Annotated in this window: 19 protein-coding genes; 18 read left to right on the top strand and 1 reads right to left on the bottom strand. The window is 41.0% G+C overall.

Going from position 1 to position 18,110, the window contains the following annotated elements; all coding sequences use genetic code 11:
• The first annotated feature begins 14 nt into the window (after positions 1-14).
• From aroA to QT716_RS03320, 9 genes are all read left to right on the top strand, one after another.
• On the top strand, positions 15-1,313 hold the full coding sequence (gene aroA / locus QT716_RS03360; RefSeq protein WP_317934461.1) for a 3-phosphoshikimate 1-carboxyvinyltransferase: 1,299 nt from the start codon (positions 15-17) through the stop codon (positions 1,311-1,313).
• A 46-nt stretch (positions 1,314-1,359) separates the two neighbouring features.
• Entirely contained in the window at positions 1,360-2,631 is a 1,272-nt protein-coding gene (locus tag QT716_RS03355) for a tetratricopeptide repeat protein (protein WP_317934459.1), read from the top strand.
• A 1-nt stretch (position 2,632) separates the two neighbouring features.
• A complete protein-coding gene (locus tag QT716_RS03350; protein ID WP_317934458.1) occupies positions 2,633-3,187 on the top strand; it encodes a ReoY family proteolytic degradation factor in 555 nt (184 codons plus the stop codon).
• Positions 3,188-3,233: 46 nt separating this feature from the next.
• On the top strand, positions 3,234-3,680 hold the full coding sequence (locus QT716_RS03345; RefSeq protein WP_317934456.1) for a DUF2487 family protein: 447 nt from the start codon (positions 3,234-3,236) through the stop codon (positions 3,678-3,680).
• Between the two features lie 186 nt (positions 3,681-3,866).
• Positions 3,867-4,370, top strand: coding sequence for a QcrA and Rieske domain-containing protein (locus QT716_RS03340; RefSeq protein ID WP_317934454.1), 504 nt, complete (start codon positions 3,867-3,869; stop codon positions 4,368-4,370).
• Positions 4,371-4,392: 22 nt separating this feature from the next.
• On the top strand, positions 4,393-5,067 hold the full coding sequence (gene qcrB, locus QT716_RS03335) for a menaquinol-cytochrome c reductase cytochrome b subunit (protein ID WP_025784873.1): 675 nt from the start codon (positions 4,393-4,395) through the stop codon (positions 5,065-5,067).
• Positions 5,068-5,107: 40 nt separating this feature from the next.
• Positions 5,108-5,872 carry a menaquinol-cytochrome c reductase cytochrome b/c subunit gene (locus QT716_RS03330; protein WP_317934453.1) on the top strand — a complete coding sequence of 255 codons (765 nt, stop codon included), beginning with the start codon at positions 5,108-5,110 and terminating at the stop codon, positions 5,870-5,872.
• A gap of 73 nt (positions 5,873-5,945) precedes the next feature.
• On the top strand, positions 5,946-6,551 hold the full coding sequence (locus tag QT716_RS03325) for a lipoprotein heptaprenylglyceryl N-acetyltransferase LhaT (protein ID WP_317934452.1): 606 nt from the start codon (positions 5,946-5,948) through the stop codon (positions 6,549-6,551).
• A 71-nt stretch (positions 6,552-6,622) separates the two neighbouring features.
• A complete protein-coding gene (locus QT716_RS03320; RefSeq protein ID WP_317934450.1) occupies positions 6,623-7,294 on the top strand; it encodes a zinc metallopeptidase in 672 nt (223 codons plus the stop codon).
• Positions 7,295-7,334: 40 nt separating this feature from the next.
• On the opposite strand, the gene QT716_RS03315 is transcribed toward QT716_RS03320, so the two are convergent.
• Positions 7,335-8,219 carry a YitT family protein gene (locus tag QT716_RS03315; RefSeq protein WP_317934449.1) on the bottom strand — a complete coding sequence of 295 codons (885 nt, stop codon included), beginning with the start codon at positions 8,217-8,219 and terminating at the stop codon, positions 7,335-7,337.
• Between the two features lie 103 nt (positions 8,220-8,322).
• On the opposite strand from QT716_RS03315, the gene QT716_RS03310 reads away from it, so the two are divergent.
• The 9 genes from QT716_RS03310 (at position 8,323) to dinG (ending at position 18,066) form a co-directional block, all read left to right on the top strand.
• Positions 8,323-8,661 (top strand): nucleotide pyrophosphohydrolase, encoded by a 339-nt coding sequence (locus tag QT716_RS03310; RefSeq protein ID WP_317934447.1) that lies wholly within the window; start codon positions 8,323-8,325, stop codon positions 8,659-8,661.
• A complete protein-coding gene (gene dapB / locus QT716_RS03305; protein ID WP_317934446.1) occupies positions 8,658-9,455 on the top strand; it encodes a 4-hydroxy-tetrahydrodipicolinate reductase in 798 nt (265 codons plus the stop codon). Before QT716_RS03310 ends, dapB begins: the two co-directional genes overlap by 4 nt.
• Positions 9,456-9,486: 31 nt before the next feature.
• Positions 9,487-10,623, top strand: coding sequence for an N-acetyl-alpha-D-glucosaminyl L-malate synthase BshA (gene bshA, locus QT716_RS03300; RefSeq protein WP_317934445.1), 1,137 nt, complete (start codon positions 9,487-9,489; stop codon positions 10,621-10,623).
• 2 nt (positions 10,624-10,625) lie between these two features.
• Positions 10,626-11,804, top strand: a complete 1,179-nt coding sequence (locus QT716_RS03295; RefSeq protein WP_317934444.1) for a CCA tRNA nucleotidyltransferase — start codon at positions 10,626-10,628, stop codon at positions 11,802-11,804.
• Positions 11,782-12,762: a biotin--[acetyl-CoA-carboxylase] ligase gene (locus QT716_RS03290; RefSeq protein WP_317934443.1), complete on the top strand. Its 981-nt coding sequence runs from the start codon at positions 11,782-11,784 to the stop codon at positions 12,760-12,762. The genes QT716_RS03295 and QT716_RS03290 overlap by 23 nt, the downstream gene beginning before the upstream one ends.
• 240 nt (positions 12,763-13,002) lie before the next feature.
• Positions 13,003-13,842: a 3-methyl-2-oxobutanoate hydroxymethyltransferase gene (gene panB, locus QT716_RS03285; RefSeq protein WP_317934442.1), complete on the top strand. Its 840-nt coding sequence runs from the start codon at positions 13,003-13,005 to the stop codon at positions 13,840-13,842.
• Positions 13,839-14,705 carry a pantoate--beta-alanine ligase gene (gene panC, locus QT716_RS03280; protein WP_317934441.1) on the top strand — a complete coding sequence of 289 codons (867 nt, stop codon included), beginning with the start codon at positions 13,839-13,841 and terminating at the stop codon, positions 14,703-14,705. Before panB ends, panC begins: the two co-directional genes overlap by 4 nt.
• A gap of 4 nt (positions 14,706-14,709) precedes the next feature.
• Positions 14,710-15,090: an aspartate 1-decarboxylase gene (gene panD / locus QT716_RS03275; protein ID WP_317934440.1), complete on the top strand. Its 381-nt coding sequence runs from the start codon at positions 14,710-14,712 to the stop codon at positions 15,088-15,090.
• 201 nt (positions 15,091-15,291) lie between these two features.
• On the top strand, positions 15,292-18,066 hold the full coding sequence (gene dinG / locus QT716_RS03270; RefSeq protein WP_317934439.1) for an ATP-dependent DNA helicase DinG: 2,775 nt from the start codon (positions 15,292-15,294) through the stop codon (positions 18,064-18,066).
• The last annotated feature ends 44 nt before the right edge of the window (positions 18,067-18,110 follow it).

The raw sequence follows: 18,110 nt of genomic DNA, 5'->3' as shown, positions 1-18,110 counted from the left end.
CGGAGGTGCTTTTTATGGAGAAAATAGGTGGAATCACATGTTCAATTGAAAAAGGACCTTTACAAGGTGTTTTACAAGTTCCAGGAGACAAATCAATTTCACATCGATCTGTCATGTTTGGTGCTATTGCTGAGGGCACATCAAAGATTAGTGGATTTTTAGCTGGAGAAGATTGCCTTTCAACGATTCGGATTTTCTCTCAACTGGGAGTTGATATTCAGCGAAATGGTACAGACGTAATTGTAACTAGTCCTGGAATAGCAAGTTGGGAAAATCCGGATGTCGCATTGGATGCGGGAAACTCAGGGACGACTGCCCGTTTATTATTAGGCATCCTTGCCGGATCGCCTGTCACTGCAGAAATTACAGGGGATCGTTATTTATGCAAACGACCTATGCGAAGAGTGACAGATCCATTATCCGAAATGGGCGCATCATTTACAACTGACAATGAAGACGGTACTTTGCCTTTAACTGTGAAAGGGACAAAACTATCCTCTATTTTATATAAGATGCCCATCGCAAGCGCACAAGTTAAATCCGCTATTCTTCTAGCCGGGTTCTCGGCTGAAGGAACAACGGTCGTCACAGAAAAAACTACTTCCCGTGACCACACTGAACGAATGCTGCAGCAGTTTGGTGCAGATATTGAATCCTACGGCAATTCAGTGACAATTCGAGGCGGGCAGAATTTACACGCTACAGATGTAACTGTGCCTGGTGATATTTCTTCAGCTGCGTTTTTTATGTGTGCTGCAGCAATGATTGACGGAAGTAGTGTGACCTTTGAAAATGTCGGCCTCAATCCAACGCGTACTGGAATTATCGATGTTTTAAAGGAAATGGGTGCCAGACTTTCTATTGAGAAGAAATCATCTGACAAAGGCGAACCTTTTGGGGAAGTCACAGTAGAAGCCAATAAATTACATGCTATGGAGATTGGCGGAGATTTAATACCCAGGTTAATCGATGAATTACCAGTAATCGCATTACTTGCAACCCAAGCAGAAGGTACTACAATTATTAAAGACGCTGAAGAACTTAGAGTGAAAGAAACGGATCGCATAGAAGCGGTTTGTACAGAATTGAAAAAGTTGGGTGCAGCTATTGAGTCTACACATGACGGTATGCGTATCACGGGCCCGACTCCTTTGAAGGGGGCTATGCTTTCTTCATATGGCGATCATCGATTGGGGATGATGGCGGCAATTGCTTCACTCATTACTGAAGGGGCAGTTGAGATTGAAGATGCAGGATGCATTGATGTCTCTTACCCTGGATTTTTCGATCATCTTCATTCTTTAAAACAATAGGTCCACTATAAAGTAATGTATACATCGCAAGAAAAAAGGAGAAACTATGACACACGTACAGCATTTGGAAAGTATGATTATGACAGGCAATCTGGACGCTATTGAAGAGTCCATACAGCAATTAGTTAAAAGTACGGACTTTGAGGACGTGTATGACAGTGCAGCACTGCTAATGGATTACGGCCTAGTACCGCAAGCAGACCAGTTATACGACATATTATTGGTTCACATGCCAGATGCAGGACAACTTAAAATAGATAGAGCTGAAGCGCTGATGGCACTTGATAGAGAAGATGAAGCGCTTTTGCTGCTATCTGAAATCCAGCCTGAAGCTGAAGAATATCTGCAAGCTCTTATGCTGCTTGCAGATTACTATCAAACGCTTGGCATGGCGGAAGTCGCTTTGTCTAAAATAGACGAAGCATCTGACCTAGCACCTGAAGAACCAGTCATCCGCTTTGCGAAGGCAGAACTCTTATTAGACAGTGGGAAGTATTCAGAAGCAGTAAGGCTGTATTTGTTACTTCAACAAAGAGGTATTGAGGAAATGGGTGGAATAACGATTGAAGCCCGGATCGCAGAAGCTTACAGTGCAGGTGCAGCTTATGAAGAAGCAGCCCCTTATTACGAGTCTTTGTTGAAAAAAGGCGAGGTCCTCCCGGATACGCTGTTTGGTGCGGCATATAGTCAGTATCAAAGCGGGAATCCTCAAACCGCATTACACCATTTGGAGAAGCTAATCGAAATGGACCCGGATTATTTTTCTGCGTACATGTTAGCGGGTCAATCCAGCTTATTGTTAGAGGAGAATGAGAACGCGTTGAATTTCTTTAAAGAAGGTATCCGGCGGGATGAATTCGATAAGGAGCTTCAACTGGCTTCAGGTAAAGTGTTATTAAAACTAAGTCAGCCAGAAGAAGCAGCGCGTTATCTAGAAGAAGCCCTCGTATTAGATCCAGAATATGTTGAAGCCCGAATCTCACTTGCAGCAGTGTATGATCAACAGGAAAAGTATGATCACTTACTGATGTTAATTGGAGATACTCCGGAAGAACAGTTGGAAATTCCTTTACTCGCTGCTTTTAAAGCATATGCAGAAGAGAATTTAGAGCACTACGAAGAGGCATACGATTCTTACATTCAGGCATACACTGGCATGAAGGAAGATCCAGAATTTCTGGAAAGATATGCGAAATTCTTGCTAGAAGAAGGAAATCGGTCTGAAGCGATGAACATTGTAAAGGAACTGGTGATACTCGTACCAGATCATCCTGAATGGACATCATTTCTTGAAGATCAGGAAGAAGAGGAGGCGTAAGATGGAAGCCATGATTCCTGTCGCTGCCAAAAAGGATTTTATTAGGTGGTTTTTAAAGCGCTATCGTTTAAAGCGCCGGGAATGTGTCTGGATTTTAAATTATTTATTAAGCCATGAGAAGATTTTAAGAAACGTTCATTTTACAGAGGATGCTCATTTTTGTCCTCGGGCAATGGTGATTTCCACAACAGATTCGAACGGCGTACCCTTCAGATTTTATAAAGGCAGCCTAATGACTACGGATGCCGAGAAATCATTCCATGATTTGAGGCTGCATCCGGATGAAAAAATGTTTATTCAACTTAACTTCTTAAAAAGCAATAATTCTCCGAACTATGCGAGCGTACTTGAAGAAAATCCTTATTTTCCAATGGATCAGCAAGTAAGTGAGCGGGATCGAAAAGTTGCTCAACAGTTATTGGATGAAAGTGTGACATCCATGACAAAAGATACTCTTATGAGGCATGTGGATGAAGCGCTTGATTCAAATGACGAGAAAAGATTTTTAGCACTATCAGCAATGCTGAACGAATTGAAAGTATTCGAAGAACGTTGACTCCGTCAAAAGGCGGAGTCAAGCTTCTTTTTGAAAGGATGAGACGATGAACTGGAATGCTGCAGATATGAATACATTTTTACAACAAAAAGAGTACATAGACACGCTGATCGTTCCACTCATAAAAGTTGAAACTAATGAATCTCTTATGAAGACCAGTGCGTCCGCGACGGACTTTTTGATGAATTTGTCGACTTATATAGAACAACAGTTTAAAGGGAGAATAATGGTGGCTCCGCCATTTGCGTATTCACCATCTATGAATAGTAAAGAGTTTGGAGAGGTGCTATCGAAAGATATTGCTAAATCTCCATTTCGTCATGTATTCTATTTAACAACGGATGCAGAGTGGACAAGTCTTGAACTGCATGGGAAAGTTTTGTGGCTGCCAGCGATTCCTTTAGAAAATATGGACGAGCGACTAAAAAACTCCATTTTTGAAGATCAACTAAAACAACTTCTACCATTGTTGACAGAGGAATGGAAAAAATGATTGGCTGAGCGAAGAAATTATGAATTTTAATTGAGAAAAATTCATGATTTGTTCACAAACAGAAATCGCATGTAAATGCAACGTTGAATTTAAAGTGGTGGTAGGATATTATAGATATGTCCTAGTATTAACAATTAGCAAAAGTATGTCCGTTGGACTGACTTTGGAGTAAGAGGAGGGAAATGAATGAGCAGCAAAGTGTCTAGACGCCAATTCCTTAACTACACATTGATGGGTGTCGGCGGATTCATGGTTTCAGCAGCAGCAATGCCGATGATTCGCTTTGCAATTGACCCAGTTTTAGCATCTGCAGATGGTAGCGATTATATCCCTACTGATCAGAAAGCGGACGATATAACAGAAACACCTGTCCGTGTCGACTATACGATCAAAGATCGTAAAGATGCTTGGTACAAATCTGACGTTTCAAACACTGCATGGGTCTATAAAGATGGAGATACAGTTATTGCACTATCTCCCGTTTGTAAACATTTAGGTTGTACAGTAAACTGGGCTGGCGATGATACGCACCCTAATGAGTACTTCTGTCCTTGTCATGGCGGTCGCTATGAGAAGAACGGGAAAAACGTTCCTGGTACTCCGCCAACTGGTCCACTTGATCAGTATGAAGTTGAAATTATTGACGGTCTTATCCACCTCGGTAAAACAATGCCGAACACACTAGTCTAATTAGTCAGGGGGTACAATCAAATTGATGAACAAAATTTATGATTGGGTCGATGAACGGCTTGATATCACCCCTATTTGGCGCGATATCGCCGATCATGAAGTACCTGAACACGTAAACCCCGCACACCATTTTTCTGCATTCATCTATTGTTTCGGAGGATTGACATTCTTCGTCACGGTAATCCAAATCCTGTCTGGTATGTTCCTTACGATGTATTACACACCAGATATTGAAAATGCTTGGAAATCCGTTTATTATCTTCAAAATGAAGTTGCTTACGGAGAAATCGTGCGTGGTATGCACCACTGGGGAGCCTCTCTAGTTATTGTAATGATGTTCCTACATACATTACGTGTATTCTTTACAGGTGCTTATAAGAAGCCTCGTGAATTGAACTGGGTTGTCGGCGTTCTATTGTTCGTTGTCATCTTAGGTCTTGGATTCACAGGATACTTATTGCCATGGGATATGAAAGCTCTATTTGCTACAAAAGTAGGAATTGAGATTGCAGGTTCTGTTCCGTTTATAGGTGAGTGGATTAAGATCCTTCTTGCAGGTGATGCTACGATCCTTGGAGCTCAAACGCTAACGCGTTTCTTTGCGATCCACGTATTCTTCCTGCCTGCAGCACTTCTTGGATTGCTTGCAGCACACTTTATCATGATCAGAAGACAAGGTATTTCCGGACCATTGTAAAATGCGGAAATCCTTGATTTCTCACTAAGGAGGGAACAAGATGCAGCACGGAAAAGGTATGAAATTCGTTGGTGACTCGCGAATTAAAGCGACGAGAAAACCTAACGTACCCAAAGACTATTCCGAATATCCGGGAAAGACGGAAGCCTTCTGGCCAAACTTCCTCTTGAAAGAGTGGATGGTTGGAGCAATCTTCTTAACTGGATATTTGATTATTACATTGGCGCATCCATCGCCGCTTGAGCGTCAAGCGGATCCGACTGATACAACATATATTCCTCTTCCAGACTGGTATTTCTTGTTTATGTATCAGTTGCTGAAGTATGAATTTGCATCCGGTCCATTCAACGTCATCGGAGCTATTATAGTTCCAGGACTCGCGGTTGGTGCATTAATGCTCGTTCCATTTATGGATACTTCAAAAGAGCGACGTCCTTGGAAGCGTCCATTGCCTACAGGCTTTATGCTCCTAGCTTTCGCAGCTATATTCTATCTAACATGGGAATCTGTTGCGAATCATGACTGGGAAAAAGCGGCAGCTCAAGGTGCTATTGTTGAAGAAGTTGAATTTGATGAAACAGCACCAGGCTATGAGATTTATACTGGCTCTAGCTGTATTGGCTGTCACGGTGATCAGTTCCAAGGTGGATTGGGTCTTCCACTAACAGATACTGGTCTTAAACCTGAAGAAATCGAAAAGATCGCTCATGAAGGTATTGGTACTATGCCACCAGACCAATGGGATGGATCCGATGAAGATTTGAAGACGATGGCTGAATTCATTTCCAATCTAGGTAAAGAATAATGAAAAGGGAGTCAGGAAACTGACTCCTTTTTGATACATATAAACGGATTCTGTGAAGTATGGAGTGAAGCGGATGCAGCTTATCAAGACTTGGGCACAACTAGTTCTTTTTAATCGATCATTTCTATGGATATTACTTTTTATTAATATAATTGGAACAGTTTATGGTTACGATTGGTACATGTGGCAACTAGAAATAACAGAACCAATTTTTTGGATTTTTGTCCCAGACAGTCCCACAGCTAGTTTATTTTTTTGTTTTGCAATAATCGGCTGGTTATTAAATACCAATTTTAAGTTATTTGAGGCGCTCGCCGTCATGACACTCGTCAAATATGGGGTATGGGCAGTCGTTATGAACTTACTCACACTCAAAGAAATTGGAACGATTGGTGCAGCTGGTTGGATGTTAGTGGTGTCTCATTCCGCCATGGCACTCCAAGCGGTCCTATATTGGAAAAAGTATGCGTTCGGCATGCTATCTATTGTATTAGCCGGAATTTGGACCGTGCATAATGATATTATTGACTATGTATTTGGACAGATGCCGATTTATGGGGATTTGATGAAATATATGGACAAAATTGGTTACTTTACATTTTGGTTGTCTATTGCTTGTATTGCCTTGGCGGTATGGAATTGGAAGCGCCGTCATAAAGTTGTAACAGAGCCTAGTTAAGCATTAGCTTAATAGTTGCAGGCTTTGCTTGAGCCAATTAATATAATAAGTAGGGAAAGGGTGATAGACCGTTGAATTTCTTAGTGTATTTAGGCATCATTATCTTGTTGCCATTGTATGCACAGTTCAAAGTGAAGAGTACGTATAATAAGTATTCAAAAGTCCGTTCCACATCAGGGATGACGGGTGCACAAGTTGCTCGTTTGATATTGGATCATAATGGACTTCAAGACGTGAAAGTCGTGGAAACTCAAGGTGTGTTAAGCGACCATTACAATCCAGTTACAAAAATAGTTGCTTTATCTAGTCAAAACTATCATGAAGCATCAGTTGCCGGGACAGCAGTGGCAGCACACGAAGTTGGACACGCGATTCAAGACAAAGAAGCGTATGCTTTCCTTCGTTTCCGTCACCGCCTTGCACCTGTAGCTGGAATCACTTCAAATGCTAGCTGGTTTTTCATCATGGCAGGTTTAATCTTTTCAAGCATGAATAGTCTGCTCGGGATTGGGATCATCATGATGGCTGTAGGAGTAGTATTCCAAGTAGTGACTCTGCCGGTAGAATTTAATGCTTCAAGCCGGGCAATGACTCAAATCGTTGAACTGGGTATCATTCGTAACGAAGAAGAAAAACACGCAAAGAAAGTATTGAGTGCTGCTGCAATGACCTACGTTGCTGCAACGGCTGTTGCTGTACTGGAATTGCTTCGTTTACTAACAATTTTCCTGAATCGCGATTAAGAAAAAACGCTCATTCCAAGTTTCGGAATGGGCGTTTTTGTTATCTTGGAATTGGTTGTTTTTGTTCGTCTAAAGTAAACCCTTCCCCCATAACATCGTGAACATCTGTTACAGAGACAAATGCATGAGGGTCAATCGAGGTTATGATATTTTTCATTCTCATTATTTCATTTTTCGCGATTACACAATATAAAATACTGCGATCTGCTTTGGTGAAATGACCATATCCTTTAAACACAGTAACGCCACGGTCCATTTCAAGTGCGATTTTTGTTGCAATGGCATCTTGATGATCCGAGATAATGAAAGCACCTCTCGCTGCATAAGCGCCCTCCTGCACAAAGTCAATAACACGAGCCCCCACAAAGAGCGCGACAAGTGTGTACATAACTGAGCGATGATCGAGATAGACATACCAAGATACTAGAATAACCGCCGCATCAAACATAAACATTGTTTTGCCGATGCTCCAACCCCAATGGATATGTGCCAAGCGTGCGATAATATCTACACCGCCTGTAGTTCCGCCGAATCTAAAGATAATGCCAAGTCCCACACCGACAAATATTCCCGCGAATAACGAGACAAGGAACATATCCCCTTCAAGATGGATATCTATTTGATACTTCATGAACACTTTAAGAAAAACAGAAACTGCGATTGTGCCCACAACCGTGTATGTAAAAATCCGTTTTCCAAGCATTTTCCAACCGATGATAAACATAGGAACGTTAAGAACTAAGTTCATAATGGCGGGATCCCATTTGAAAGCAAAAAACAAAATCAGTGTAATTCCAGTAAAACCACCTTCAGCTAACTCGTTTTGGATATTAAAATGTACCAATCCAAAACTGAAAATTGCTGAGCCTAGCACAATGAAAAACAAATTTTTAAATTTAATATCTTTGAAAACTTCCTTGAACATTCCATCACCTTCCTAAAAGCACTAGTGTTATTATCATCCATCCATTATATTTTGACAATAGCAAGTTGAATGAATACGATAAAGAAGGAAAGGTGTGAGCGAAATGGATGATTTGAAAACAATGAGAGCAATGCAAAAAGAGGTGGATTCATACATATCCGGTTTTGAAGAAGGATACTTCCCGCCAATGGAGCTCATAGCCCGATTGACAGAAGAATTAGGAGAGTTATCACGTGAAGTTCAGCACGTGCATGGTATGAAGAAAAAGAAGAATACTGAAAATGAGAGTACACTTACAGAAGAAACAGGAGATCTTTTGTTTGTTTTAATATGTTTTGCAAATGCTCAAGGGATTGACTTAGCGGACGCACTTGAGCGTGTCATGCATAAATTTAAAACCCGAGATGCAGGACGATGGACGAAAAAGGAGGAAACCGAATGACAATTCGAGTTGCAATCGCAGGAGCACGGGGCAGAATGGGAAGTACCGCTGCATTCGCAATTACAGAAGCACCGGATATGGAGTTTGTCGGTGCGCTCGATTATAAATACGATGGATGGTATATGAACTCTGGTTCACTCACTCAACAACAATCAGGAGTTCGTGTGTATACCTCAATTGCAGAATTAGCACAGCAGGTAAGACCGGATGTCCTCCTTGACCTGACAGACCCTGAAGCAGTATTTCCCAATGCCCAAAAAGCAATAGCACTTGGAATACGACCGGTTATCGGAACATCGGGTTTGACTCTGGAAGAGATTGACCAGTTAAAATGCAGAAGTGAACAAAAGGGATTGTCGTGTATCGTGGCACCGAACTTTTCTATTGGAGCCGTTCTTATGATGAAGTTCGCAACACAAGCTGCACATTATCTAGGAGATGTTGAAATAATTGAAATGCATCACGATAGAAAGTTGGATGCACCTTCAGGTACGGCCACTAAAACTGCAGATATGATTTCCGAAGTAAGAACACCTCATCTTCAAGGACATCCAGATGAACAAGTCAATGCCTATGGTGCAAGAGGGGCAGATGTCCAAGGAATGAAAATCCATAGTGTGCGATTACCTGGATTACTAGCCCACCAGCAAGTGTTACTGGGTGGAGAAGGGGAATTGCTTACAATCAGGCATGACTCATTCGATCGTAAAAGTTTCATGCCAGGTGTTCTGCTTTCCATTCGCGAGTCAATGAGACAGCGGCAGTTTATCAATGGACTAGAACAACTCATTTGAAATTAGAATTTAATAAGAAAGAAGTGAAGGGATGAAACGATTGAAAATCGGTGTCATTTGCTATCCGTCCTTAGGAGGTTCCGGCGTGGTAGCAACTGAGTTGGCAATTAAAATGGCAGCGAAAGGCCATCAAATACACTTTATAACCTCTAGCTTGCCATTTCGGTATATCGAACCTCATGAAAATATCTTCTTCCACGAGGTTAGAATTGATGGGTATGCGGTATTTAAGTATCCGCCTTATGATATAGCGCTCGCAAACAGAATAGGACAGGTAGTGGATGAAGAGCAATTAGACTTGCTTCATGTTCATTATGCCGTCCCACACGCAGTTTCAGCAGTATTAGCCAAAGACATGATCCAATCAGATATTGGCATCATCACGACACTTCATGGGACGGATGTAACCATACTCGGCCATGATCCTGCACTCCGCAACACGGTGAAGTATGGAATTGACAAATCCACGATTACAACAGCAGTATCAGACTCATTACGAAAAGAAACAATGGAACTGATTGAACCGTCAAAAGACATAAAGACAATTTATAATTTTATAGATGAAGAAAAATATCATCCTGTAGATTCCTCAGTACTGCGTGATCACTTAGGAATCGAAAAGAAAGAAAAAGTTATTATTCATATTTCAAACTTTAGAAGTGTCAAACGTATACCGGACCTCATTAGAGCTTTCGCGAAAATTGTTTCAGAAGTGCCTTCAAAATTGTTACTTGTGGGTGAAGGTCCGGAAATGCCCCGAATTAGACGTCTTGTAGATAATTTGGGTGTTACAAATCATGTATTATTTACAGGTAAACGAGATGACTTACCTGAATTATTGTCATTAAGTGATGTCATGGTATTGCCCTCTGAAAAAGAAGCATTCGGATTAGTGTTGTTGGAAGGATTCGCCTGCGGGGTACCTGCAGTGGGTACATTAGCTGGCGGAATACCTGAAGTTATTGAAGATGGTGTGAATGGATATCTTATTCCAGTAGGTGATCCAGATGCAATTGCCCATAAGACGCTTCGAATCCTTATGGATAGGGACGTTCACGAGAAGATGAAAGCGAATGCTTTGAATGTTGTAAAAGGAAAATTTGCATCAGACACGATTGTCGCTCAATATGAAGAACTCTACTATACATTACAAAATAAAGGATGCTGAAGATGTTTGGAACCACTCAGAGTCGAAATGTAGTCCATCGTCTGAATGAGAAGGGCTATGAGGCTGTTTTTGTCGGTGGAGCTGTTCGTGACTTTCTGCTTGGCAAAGAACCAAAAGATATCGATATAGCAACTGCTGCAACGCCTGACCAAGTGAAGACAGTTTTTAAAAACACAATAGATTTGGGTACTGAGCATGGAACTGTATTGGTCATTGAAGGCGGAGAACCAATAGAGGTGACCACTTATCGTACAGAAGGAACGTATTCAGATCATAGGAGGCCAGACGAAGTACAGTTCGTTACCTCGCTAAAAGAAGATTTGATGCGTCGGGATTTCACGATAAATTCACTTGCGCTCACACTTGAAGGACACGTTATCGATCCTTTTGAAGGTAAGAAAGATCTTGCTGAAAAAACAATACGTGCTGTCGGGTATGCGTCGGAACGATTCAGTGAAGATGCACTTCGCATGATCCGGGCGATTCGATTTGTTTCTGTGTTGGATTTTAATCTGGAATGCATGACAAAAGATGCAATTACTAAATTAGGGAATACTGTAGAAACACTTTCTACTGAACGTATAAAAAAAGAGTTTGACAAATTATTCAAAGGAATTGCCTCCAGTCGTGCATTGAAATTAATGACTGAAACGAACCTTTCATCGTTTGTCCCTTTATTTCCTTCTGATATCGAAAGTTTTATAAAATGCGCACCATTTCAAAATGAGCTCGAAGGCTGGTGTTCTTTAATGATAGCGGGCAATTATGACGCGTCCACTGTTGCCAAAGCGTACAAGTTATCAAATAAGGAACGCGGTTTTCTGCAAGATGTGAAACTGTATTATGAAATCAGAAAAAGCCGTTCTTATACAATCGATGATTATTATAAAGCAGACTTTGCCGTCTTAAAGATCGTAGAGAAGTTAATCGGTGTGCTGACTGACTTGGAACCATTGGATGAAAGCGCGATAAGTTTATCGATTGAAGCATTACCTATTCTTTCAAAACATGAATTAGCAATACGGGGCGAGCATCTAATGAAATGGACTGATAAAAAACCTGGTCGATGGATTGGAGAAGCAATAACAGCAATCGAACAAGCAGTATTGCACAAACGTATTTTAAATGAACAGAATGCGATAAAGGAATGGTTTTCAAATGAATACAAACATAAAAAGTGAATTATTGAAACGAATGTCTGCCGGAATTGAACAACCTGTTTCAGGACAGCAATTGGCAGATGAATATGGTTTGTCCCGTACCGCAATTTGGAAATATGTTAAAGAACTTGAGCAAGAAGGTTATGAAATTGGAACTGTTCGTAAAAAAGGATACTATTTAATCGATTCTCCTGATTCACTCATGCCTGCTGCTGTTCAACAGTATTTGCAATCTCAGAATTACGGACAAAAGATTGAATATATCGAAGCGTGTCCTTCTACACAGTTAGTAGCTCACGTGGAAGCACAAAACGGAGCGCCTGATGGCATGGTCATTATTGCGAATGAACAGACCGCTGGAAAGGGAAGACTATCAAGGCCGTGGTCTTCTGCAGCTGGCAAAGGAATTTGGATGAGTGTGATTACTCGTCCAAAGCTTACACCTCAGCAAGCACCGCAAATGACACTTGTTGCAGCTGTCGCTATTGTGCGTGCAATCGAAGATCTTACAAATCTTACACCTACTATCAAATGGCCAAATGATATTTTAGTGAAGGGTCGTAAACTGACGGGGATTTTAACAGAATTGCAAGCAGATCCGGATCGTGTAAAAGCAATTATTCTTGGGATTGGAATGAATGTCAATCAAGAGTTGGAGGACTTTCCTGAGGAAATCCGAGACATTGCGACTTCACTTTATATTGAACAAGGTCAATCTGTAAAGCGTGCGGAGTTGACAGCCAAAGTTTTAAATCATTTAGAAACATACGTATCACTATACGTTGAAAAAGGTTTTGCTCCGATTAAGTTACTTTGGGAAAGTTATGCAGACTCGATCGGTAAACGAGTTAAGATTTCGACATTACAGGATTCCTATGAAGCAACTGCACGTGGTATTTCTGAAGATGGGAGACTCGAAGTTGTTTTAGACGATGGTACCGTCCGGGGCATCTACTCTGCAGATATTCACATTCTTTAATTCAGACGAAACAAGTTGTCAAAATCCTTAGCGAAATGATATAGTGATTCAGAAGGGCGATATCAAAAGAATCGCACCTGAAAGACTTAATAGCGTAATCCAATTAAATAATTCTGCCTTGATCGTATTGACAGGGACGGAGGAAACCTATGACTATACCTTACACAACCCTTCTGTCTTCTTTTAGCCAGAAGGGTTTTTATGTTTTGGTTTTCTCCTAATTAAGAGAGGAGAAGAACAATGAAAACAATCACTGAATTTAAACGCATGAAAGCAGAAGGTGAAAAAATCGTTATGATGACAGCTTATGATTATCCTACTGCGGTTTTTGCGGAAAAAGCGGATGTTGACCTTCTACTTGTTGGAGATTCCTTAGGGATGGTCGTTTTAGGGTACGCTTCGACTGTGTATGTCACTTCTGATGACATGATCCATCATGGTAAAGCGGTTAGACGGGGAGCAAAAGATACGTTTCTAGTTGTAGATTTGCCATTTGGCTCTTTCAGAGGGTCGGAAGATCGGATTCTCACGGAAGCAATTCGAATCTTTCAAGAAACAGGAGCGGATGCACTGAAAGTCGAAGGCGCCGACGAAGTGCTTGATGTTATCCGTTTACTAACGAAAACAGGGATACCAGTTGTTGCACATTTAGGGTTATTGCCTCAATCAGCTGCTGTTATCGGAGGGTATAAAGTGCAAGGGAAAACGTCGCAGGCTGCACTGAAGATCATAGACGAAGCGCAAGCCTGTGAAGCGGCAGGAGCGTGTATGGTGGTCGTTGAATGTGTCCCGCATCAGCTGACACAGAAATTATCAGAAGCTGTTCAAATTCCAATTATAGGAATAGGGGCTGGCGTAGAAGCAGATGGCCAAGTACTTGTATTTCATGACCTGGTAAAATACGGCGACCACAAATTACCGAAGTTTGCACATGCATTTAGTGATGCGGGTTCCGTAGTACTGGATGGTATTTGTGCCTATACAAATGCAGTTCGCGAGCGAAATTTCCCAAATGAAAAACATCAGTTTAATATGAAGGAAGAAGAAGTGGGAAATCTATATGGAGGTAAAAGTCAATGACTGAAACTCATTCGATGCAATGCACAACATCCATTTTAGTCATGAAAGAATGGCAAAGTAATATAAAAGCAGCCAATCAAACGATTGGATTTGTTCCAACAATGGGCTTTTTGCATGATGGCCATTTGAAATTAATTGAAGAGGCGAAAAAATCCTATGATTACGTTGCGGTAAGTATTTTCGTGAATCCAACTCAGTTCGGTCCATCAGAGGATTTTGATGCATATCCCAGAAATTTAAATGCGGATGTTCGTTTGGCGGCTCAAGCGGGAGCGGATATTGTTTTTTGTCCCGAGGTCATAGACATGTATCCTGAGGACTCTGGTATCCGCATACTGCCTGGACCACTCGCAAATCGGTTGTGTGGTGTATCGCGTCCAGGCCATTTTGATGGTGTCCTCCAAGTGGTTTTAAAGCTAGTAAATATTGTCCAGCCAGACGCTGTATTTTTTGGAATGAAAGATGCTCAACAACTAGCTATTATTGAATCGTTCTTTATAGATTTCAACTTTTCAACAAGAGTTGTTCGAGTGCCCACGGTTCGTGAACAGGATGGGTTAGCTAAAAGCTCACGTAATGTGAATCTCACTGTTCAGGAAAGAACGGAAGCGCCTTTGATTTATGCAGTGCTGCAACAGGCGGTTGTATTATGCCAAGAAGGAGTCTCTAGTAAGGAAATTGAACGTTTTGTCAAAGAGACGCTAGAAAAAAAAACATCAGGAACAATTGACTATGTTTCTTTATTAACTTATCCGAAACTAGAATCTCCAACCGATTCTTCTGCAGATCTCATTATTGCCTGCGCCCTTCAATTTTCAAAAGCGCGTCTAATTGACAATATACTATTCAAGAAAGAAGGATGACCCTTTGTACAGAACTATGCTGACAAGTAAACTGCATCGTGCCAAAGTCACTGAAGCTAATTTGAATTATGTTGGAAGTATCACAATCGATGAAGACTTACTCGATGCTGCAGATATTCTGCCTAACGAGAAAGTGCAGATCGTTAACAATAATAATGGTGAACGATTCGAGACATATACTATTCCAGGCGAACGGGGGAGTGGTATGATTTGTGTCAATGGGGCAGCAGCAAGAAGGGTTCAACCTGGGGATATTGTCATTATTCTAGCGTATGCCCTCATGTCCAATGAAGAAGCTAAACAGTTTGTACCTACAGTTCTTCTTATGGATGAGAACAATAAAATTGAACAGATTATTCAAGAAAAACACGGTGTGATTGTTTGATAAGTTTATCATCTGACGGTTAATAAGATTTATCCAGTACCTTGGGCGCCCCTACTTGTTAAGCTGTCATGGGAATCAGTTTCACTGATTTTCATGGTAGCTTTTTTAGGATTAATACTGGAATATCCTTCTCTTAGAGTGTTGGAAGGAATATATGGTACAATTTGCTGTAGGAAACCGAAACAGGAAGTTGATGATTCCATGGAAAAGCTAAAATTTGCAGTAGTCGATTTGGAGACAACCGGTCATTCCCCTGAAAAAGGAGACCGGATTATTCAAATTGCCATTATGTTTATTGAAAACGGCACTCTCACGAATGAGTATGTTCGCTTTGTTAATCCTAACCAAAGGATCCCTGTGTTCATTCAAGAATTGACGGACATCACGAATGAGGAAGTTGAGAACGCACCGGTTTTCGAAGAAATCGCACAAGAAGTTTATGATTTACTAGACGGATGGATTTTTGCTGCCCATAATACTAATTTCGACTTAACATTTCTTCAAAAAGAATTTGAAAGGTGTGGGGTAAAACGTTGGAAAGGAAAACAGATAGATACTGTTGAACTTTCAAAGATTCTTTATCCATCTGCAGTGAGTTACCGGCTGAAAGAGCTAACGGAAGAGCTTGGAATAACACTTTCTTCTGCGCATAGAGCAGACGATGACGCCCGTGCTACATCCAGCTTGCTTTTGCGATGTATCGATAAGGTAAAAGGGTTGCCTGAACCAACACTTACCCTTTTACATAAGCGTTCATTCACATTGAAGTCGGATATATCTCTTTTGTTTTATTTGGCACTTGTTGAGTCTCGCCGAGTCAGTGACAAGACTAACCTGTCTCTGTTCCGCGGAATCCCTTTTCGGCAAGCTGAAAGGCTGCAACAATTGCATCCAAGAAAAATTGCCTTTCCGACAACTCAAGAGGCAAAGGATCAGCTGCTCAATCAGGCATATTCAACATACGAATCCCGTAATGCCCAACTTCAATTCATGGACGCTGCTTGGGAGTCTTTGAGGACTGGAACCGAAATTATGGTGGAAGTTCCAACGGGTATTGGTAAAACAATTTCTTATTTGCTTCCAGCTGCGGTTCATGCCATTCAAACTAACAAAGCAGTTGTAGTTAGTACGTATACAAATCACCTGGCAGATAAAATTATAGCTGAAGAAATTCATACTGTTTCAACTGCTTTATCAGTACCCATTCATGTAGTCATTATAAAAGGACGTTCAAATTATATATCCCTGTCAAAATTTGCAGAAATGCTGTTGAGCGGGGAATCCACATATGACAATACATTTACTGAGATGCAACTTCTTGTATGGCTGACAGAGACACTAACAGGGGATGTAAACGAACTAAATCTTTCCGGCGGCGGAATGTTATACATTGATCGTATTAGAAAACGTAATTCCAGACTTGCAGAAGATGAGAAAGATATAGATTATCATCAAATTACACTCGAGAATTGTAAATACGCAGACCTAGTCATTACGAATCATGCATTATTGTTAAGTGATGGCCCAAGTAAAAAACAAATTGTAGACGAGACAAGTGGGTTAATCGTCGATGAAGGCCATCAGCTCATCCATGCCGCCTATAAAACAAATGAAATTATTTTTTCTTATACAAATTGGAAATATGTGATGGGGCAGATTGGTTCCGAATCAGACGATCAAATCAGTCGGCGAATAGAAAAAATTCTAGTTCGAAAAATGTGGAATCGTTCAAGAACCCGTACCGGCCTTTCAGAGGCGTTTGAAAGCTTTTCCATTGCTTTTGATCATGCGATACAGGAATTGTCTGGTTCAAATTCGATTCAAAGAGGCCACTTAAAGGGCAGTCGACTGCACGTTGCATTAAATGAAATTCCGGCAGATCAAACCAAGTTCCAAGAAGTTTTTCAAACTATGAATAACTTCATTGAAAAAGCGATTGCATATGTAAGTCCGCTCGACCATGAAATAGAGAGTCTTTCGTCAAAAGAACAAGCAATTCTCGCGGAGTGGCACTACTGGATAAACGAACTTCGTGTAAAAATGAGCGAGTGGATCGAACTATTTCTTGAGAATGGATCTGAAGGAACCGTATGGATTGAGCAAGATCAGAGAAGTGTTCCGGGCAGCCTCACTGTCATTAAAAGTCCCATTAATAGTGCAGAGGTAATTAGAAAGGCATTGGAATCATTCATTTTAAAAGAAAGAGGGATTGTTTGGACATCAGGCACACTTTCTGTAAAAAGTGATGAACGATTTGTTGCTCGCCAACTAGGTGTCGATTCTACTGTACCTGTGATAAAATTACTCGCACCTAAGCACTTTTATACGGGAGCACAAATTTTTATCATTGAAGACATGCCTGACATCCAACAAGTGGCACAAGCAGAATACGTAGAGGAAGTAGCAGAAGCAATAATTCAAACTGTTATGGTAACTGAGGGCAGACTTTTCGTTTTGTTCACTTCTCAAGACATGTTGAATAAAACTCATGAACTTATTTCTGACAGTGGCTTATTAGAGGACTATGCACTGATCGCACAAGGAATTAGTTCCGGCAGCCGATACAGACTGTTAAAGTCATTCCGGCAATATGAAAAAGCGGTACTGTTTGGCACAAACAGTTTTTGGGAAGGTGTCGATGTACCAGGGAATTCCTTAACTGCTATCATTGTTGTTAGATTGCCATTTTCTTCCCCAACTGAACCCGTGTTTAAAGCGAAAACAGCCCAATTGAATCGAATGGGGAAAAATGCATTCACGAGTTATGCGCTTCCTGAAGCGATTCTAAGATTGCGTCAAGGATTTGGCAGGCTTATACGCTCTTCAAGTGATACTGGATTCTTCATAATTTTAGATCGGAGAATTGAAACAAAATCGTATGGAAAAAAGTTTTTAGAAGCGCTTCCAGACGTACCCGTTAAAAAAGTGTCACTTGCACGTATGGTGCACGAACTTAATAATTGTTATAATAAATAAGAATGTTTGACTCTGACTTCAGCTAGTACATGGGCTGATCACAG

Origin of the sequence: Sporosarcina aquimarina (assembly GCF_033253705.1) — a bacterium.
GTDB lineage: Bacteria > Bacillota > Bacilli > Bacillales_A > Planococcaceae > Sporosarcina > Sporosarcina aquimarina.
This window is presented reverse-complemented; position numbering and strand designations above follow the sequence as displayed.

Coding starts and splice junctions, on each gene's coding strand:
- aroA (WP_317934461.1), top strand. CDS start 15: ATGGAGAAAATAGGTGGAATCACATGTTCAATTGAAAAAGGACCTTTA.
- QT716_RS03355 (WP_317934459.1), top strand. CDS start 1,360: ATGACACACGTACAGCATTTGGAAAGTATGATTATGACAGGCAATCTG.
- QT716_RS03350 (WP_317934458.1), top strand. CDS start 2,633: ATGGAAGCCATGATTCCTGTCGCTGCCAAAAAGGATTTTATTAGGTGG.
- QT716_RS03345 (WP_317934456.1), top strand. CDS start 3,234: ATGAACTGGAATGCTGCAGATATGAATACATTTTTACAACAAAAAGAG.
- QT716_RS03340 (WP_317934454.1), top strand. CDS start 3,867: ATGAGCAGCAAAGTGTCTAGACGCCAATTCCTTAACTACACATTGATG.
- QT716_RS03330 (WP_317934453.1), top strand. CDS start 5,108: ATGCAGCACGGAAAAGGTATGAAATTCGTTGGTGACTCGCGAATTAAA.
- QT716_RS03325 (WP_317934452.1), top strand. CDS start 5,946: ATGCAGCTTATCAAGACTTGGGCACAACTAGTTCTTTTTAATCGATCA.
- QT716_RS03315 (WP_317934449.1), bottom strand. CDS start 8,219: ATGTTCAAGGAAGTTTTCAAAGATATTAAATTTAAAAATTTGTTTTTC.
- QT716_RS03310 (WP_317934447.1), top strand. CDS start 8,323: ATGGATGATTTGAAAACAATGAGAGCAATGCAAAAAGAGGTGGATTCA.
- dapB (WP_317934446.1), top strand. CDS start 8,658: ATGACAATTCGAGTTGCAATCGCAGGAGCACGGGGCAGAATGGGAAGT.
- bshA (WP_317934445.1), top strand. CDS start 9,487: ATGAAACGATTGAAAATCGGTGTCATTTGCTATCCGTCCTTAGGAGGT.
- QT716_RS03295 (WP_317934444.1), top strand. CDS start 10,626: ATGTTTGGAACCACTCAGAGTCGAAATGTAGTCCATCGTCTGAATGAG.
- QT716_RS03290 (WP_317934443.1), top strand. CDS start 11,782: ATGAATACAAACATAAAAAGTGAATTATTGAAACGAATGTCTGCCGGA.
- panB (WP_317934442.1), top strand. CDS start 13,003: ATGAAAACAATCACTGAATTTAAACGCATGAAAGCAGAAGGTGAAAAA.
- panC (WP_317934441.1), top strand. CDS start 13,839: ATGACTGAAACTCATTCGATGCAATGCACAACATCCATTTTAGTCATG.
- dinG (WP_317934439.1), top strand. CDS start 15,292: ATGGAAAAGCTAAAATTTGCAGTAGTCGATTTGGAGACAACCGGTCAT.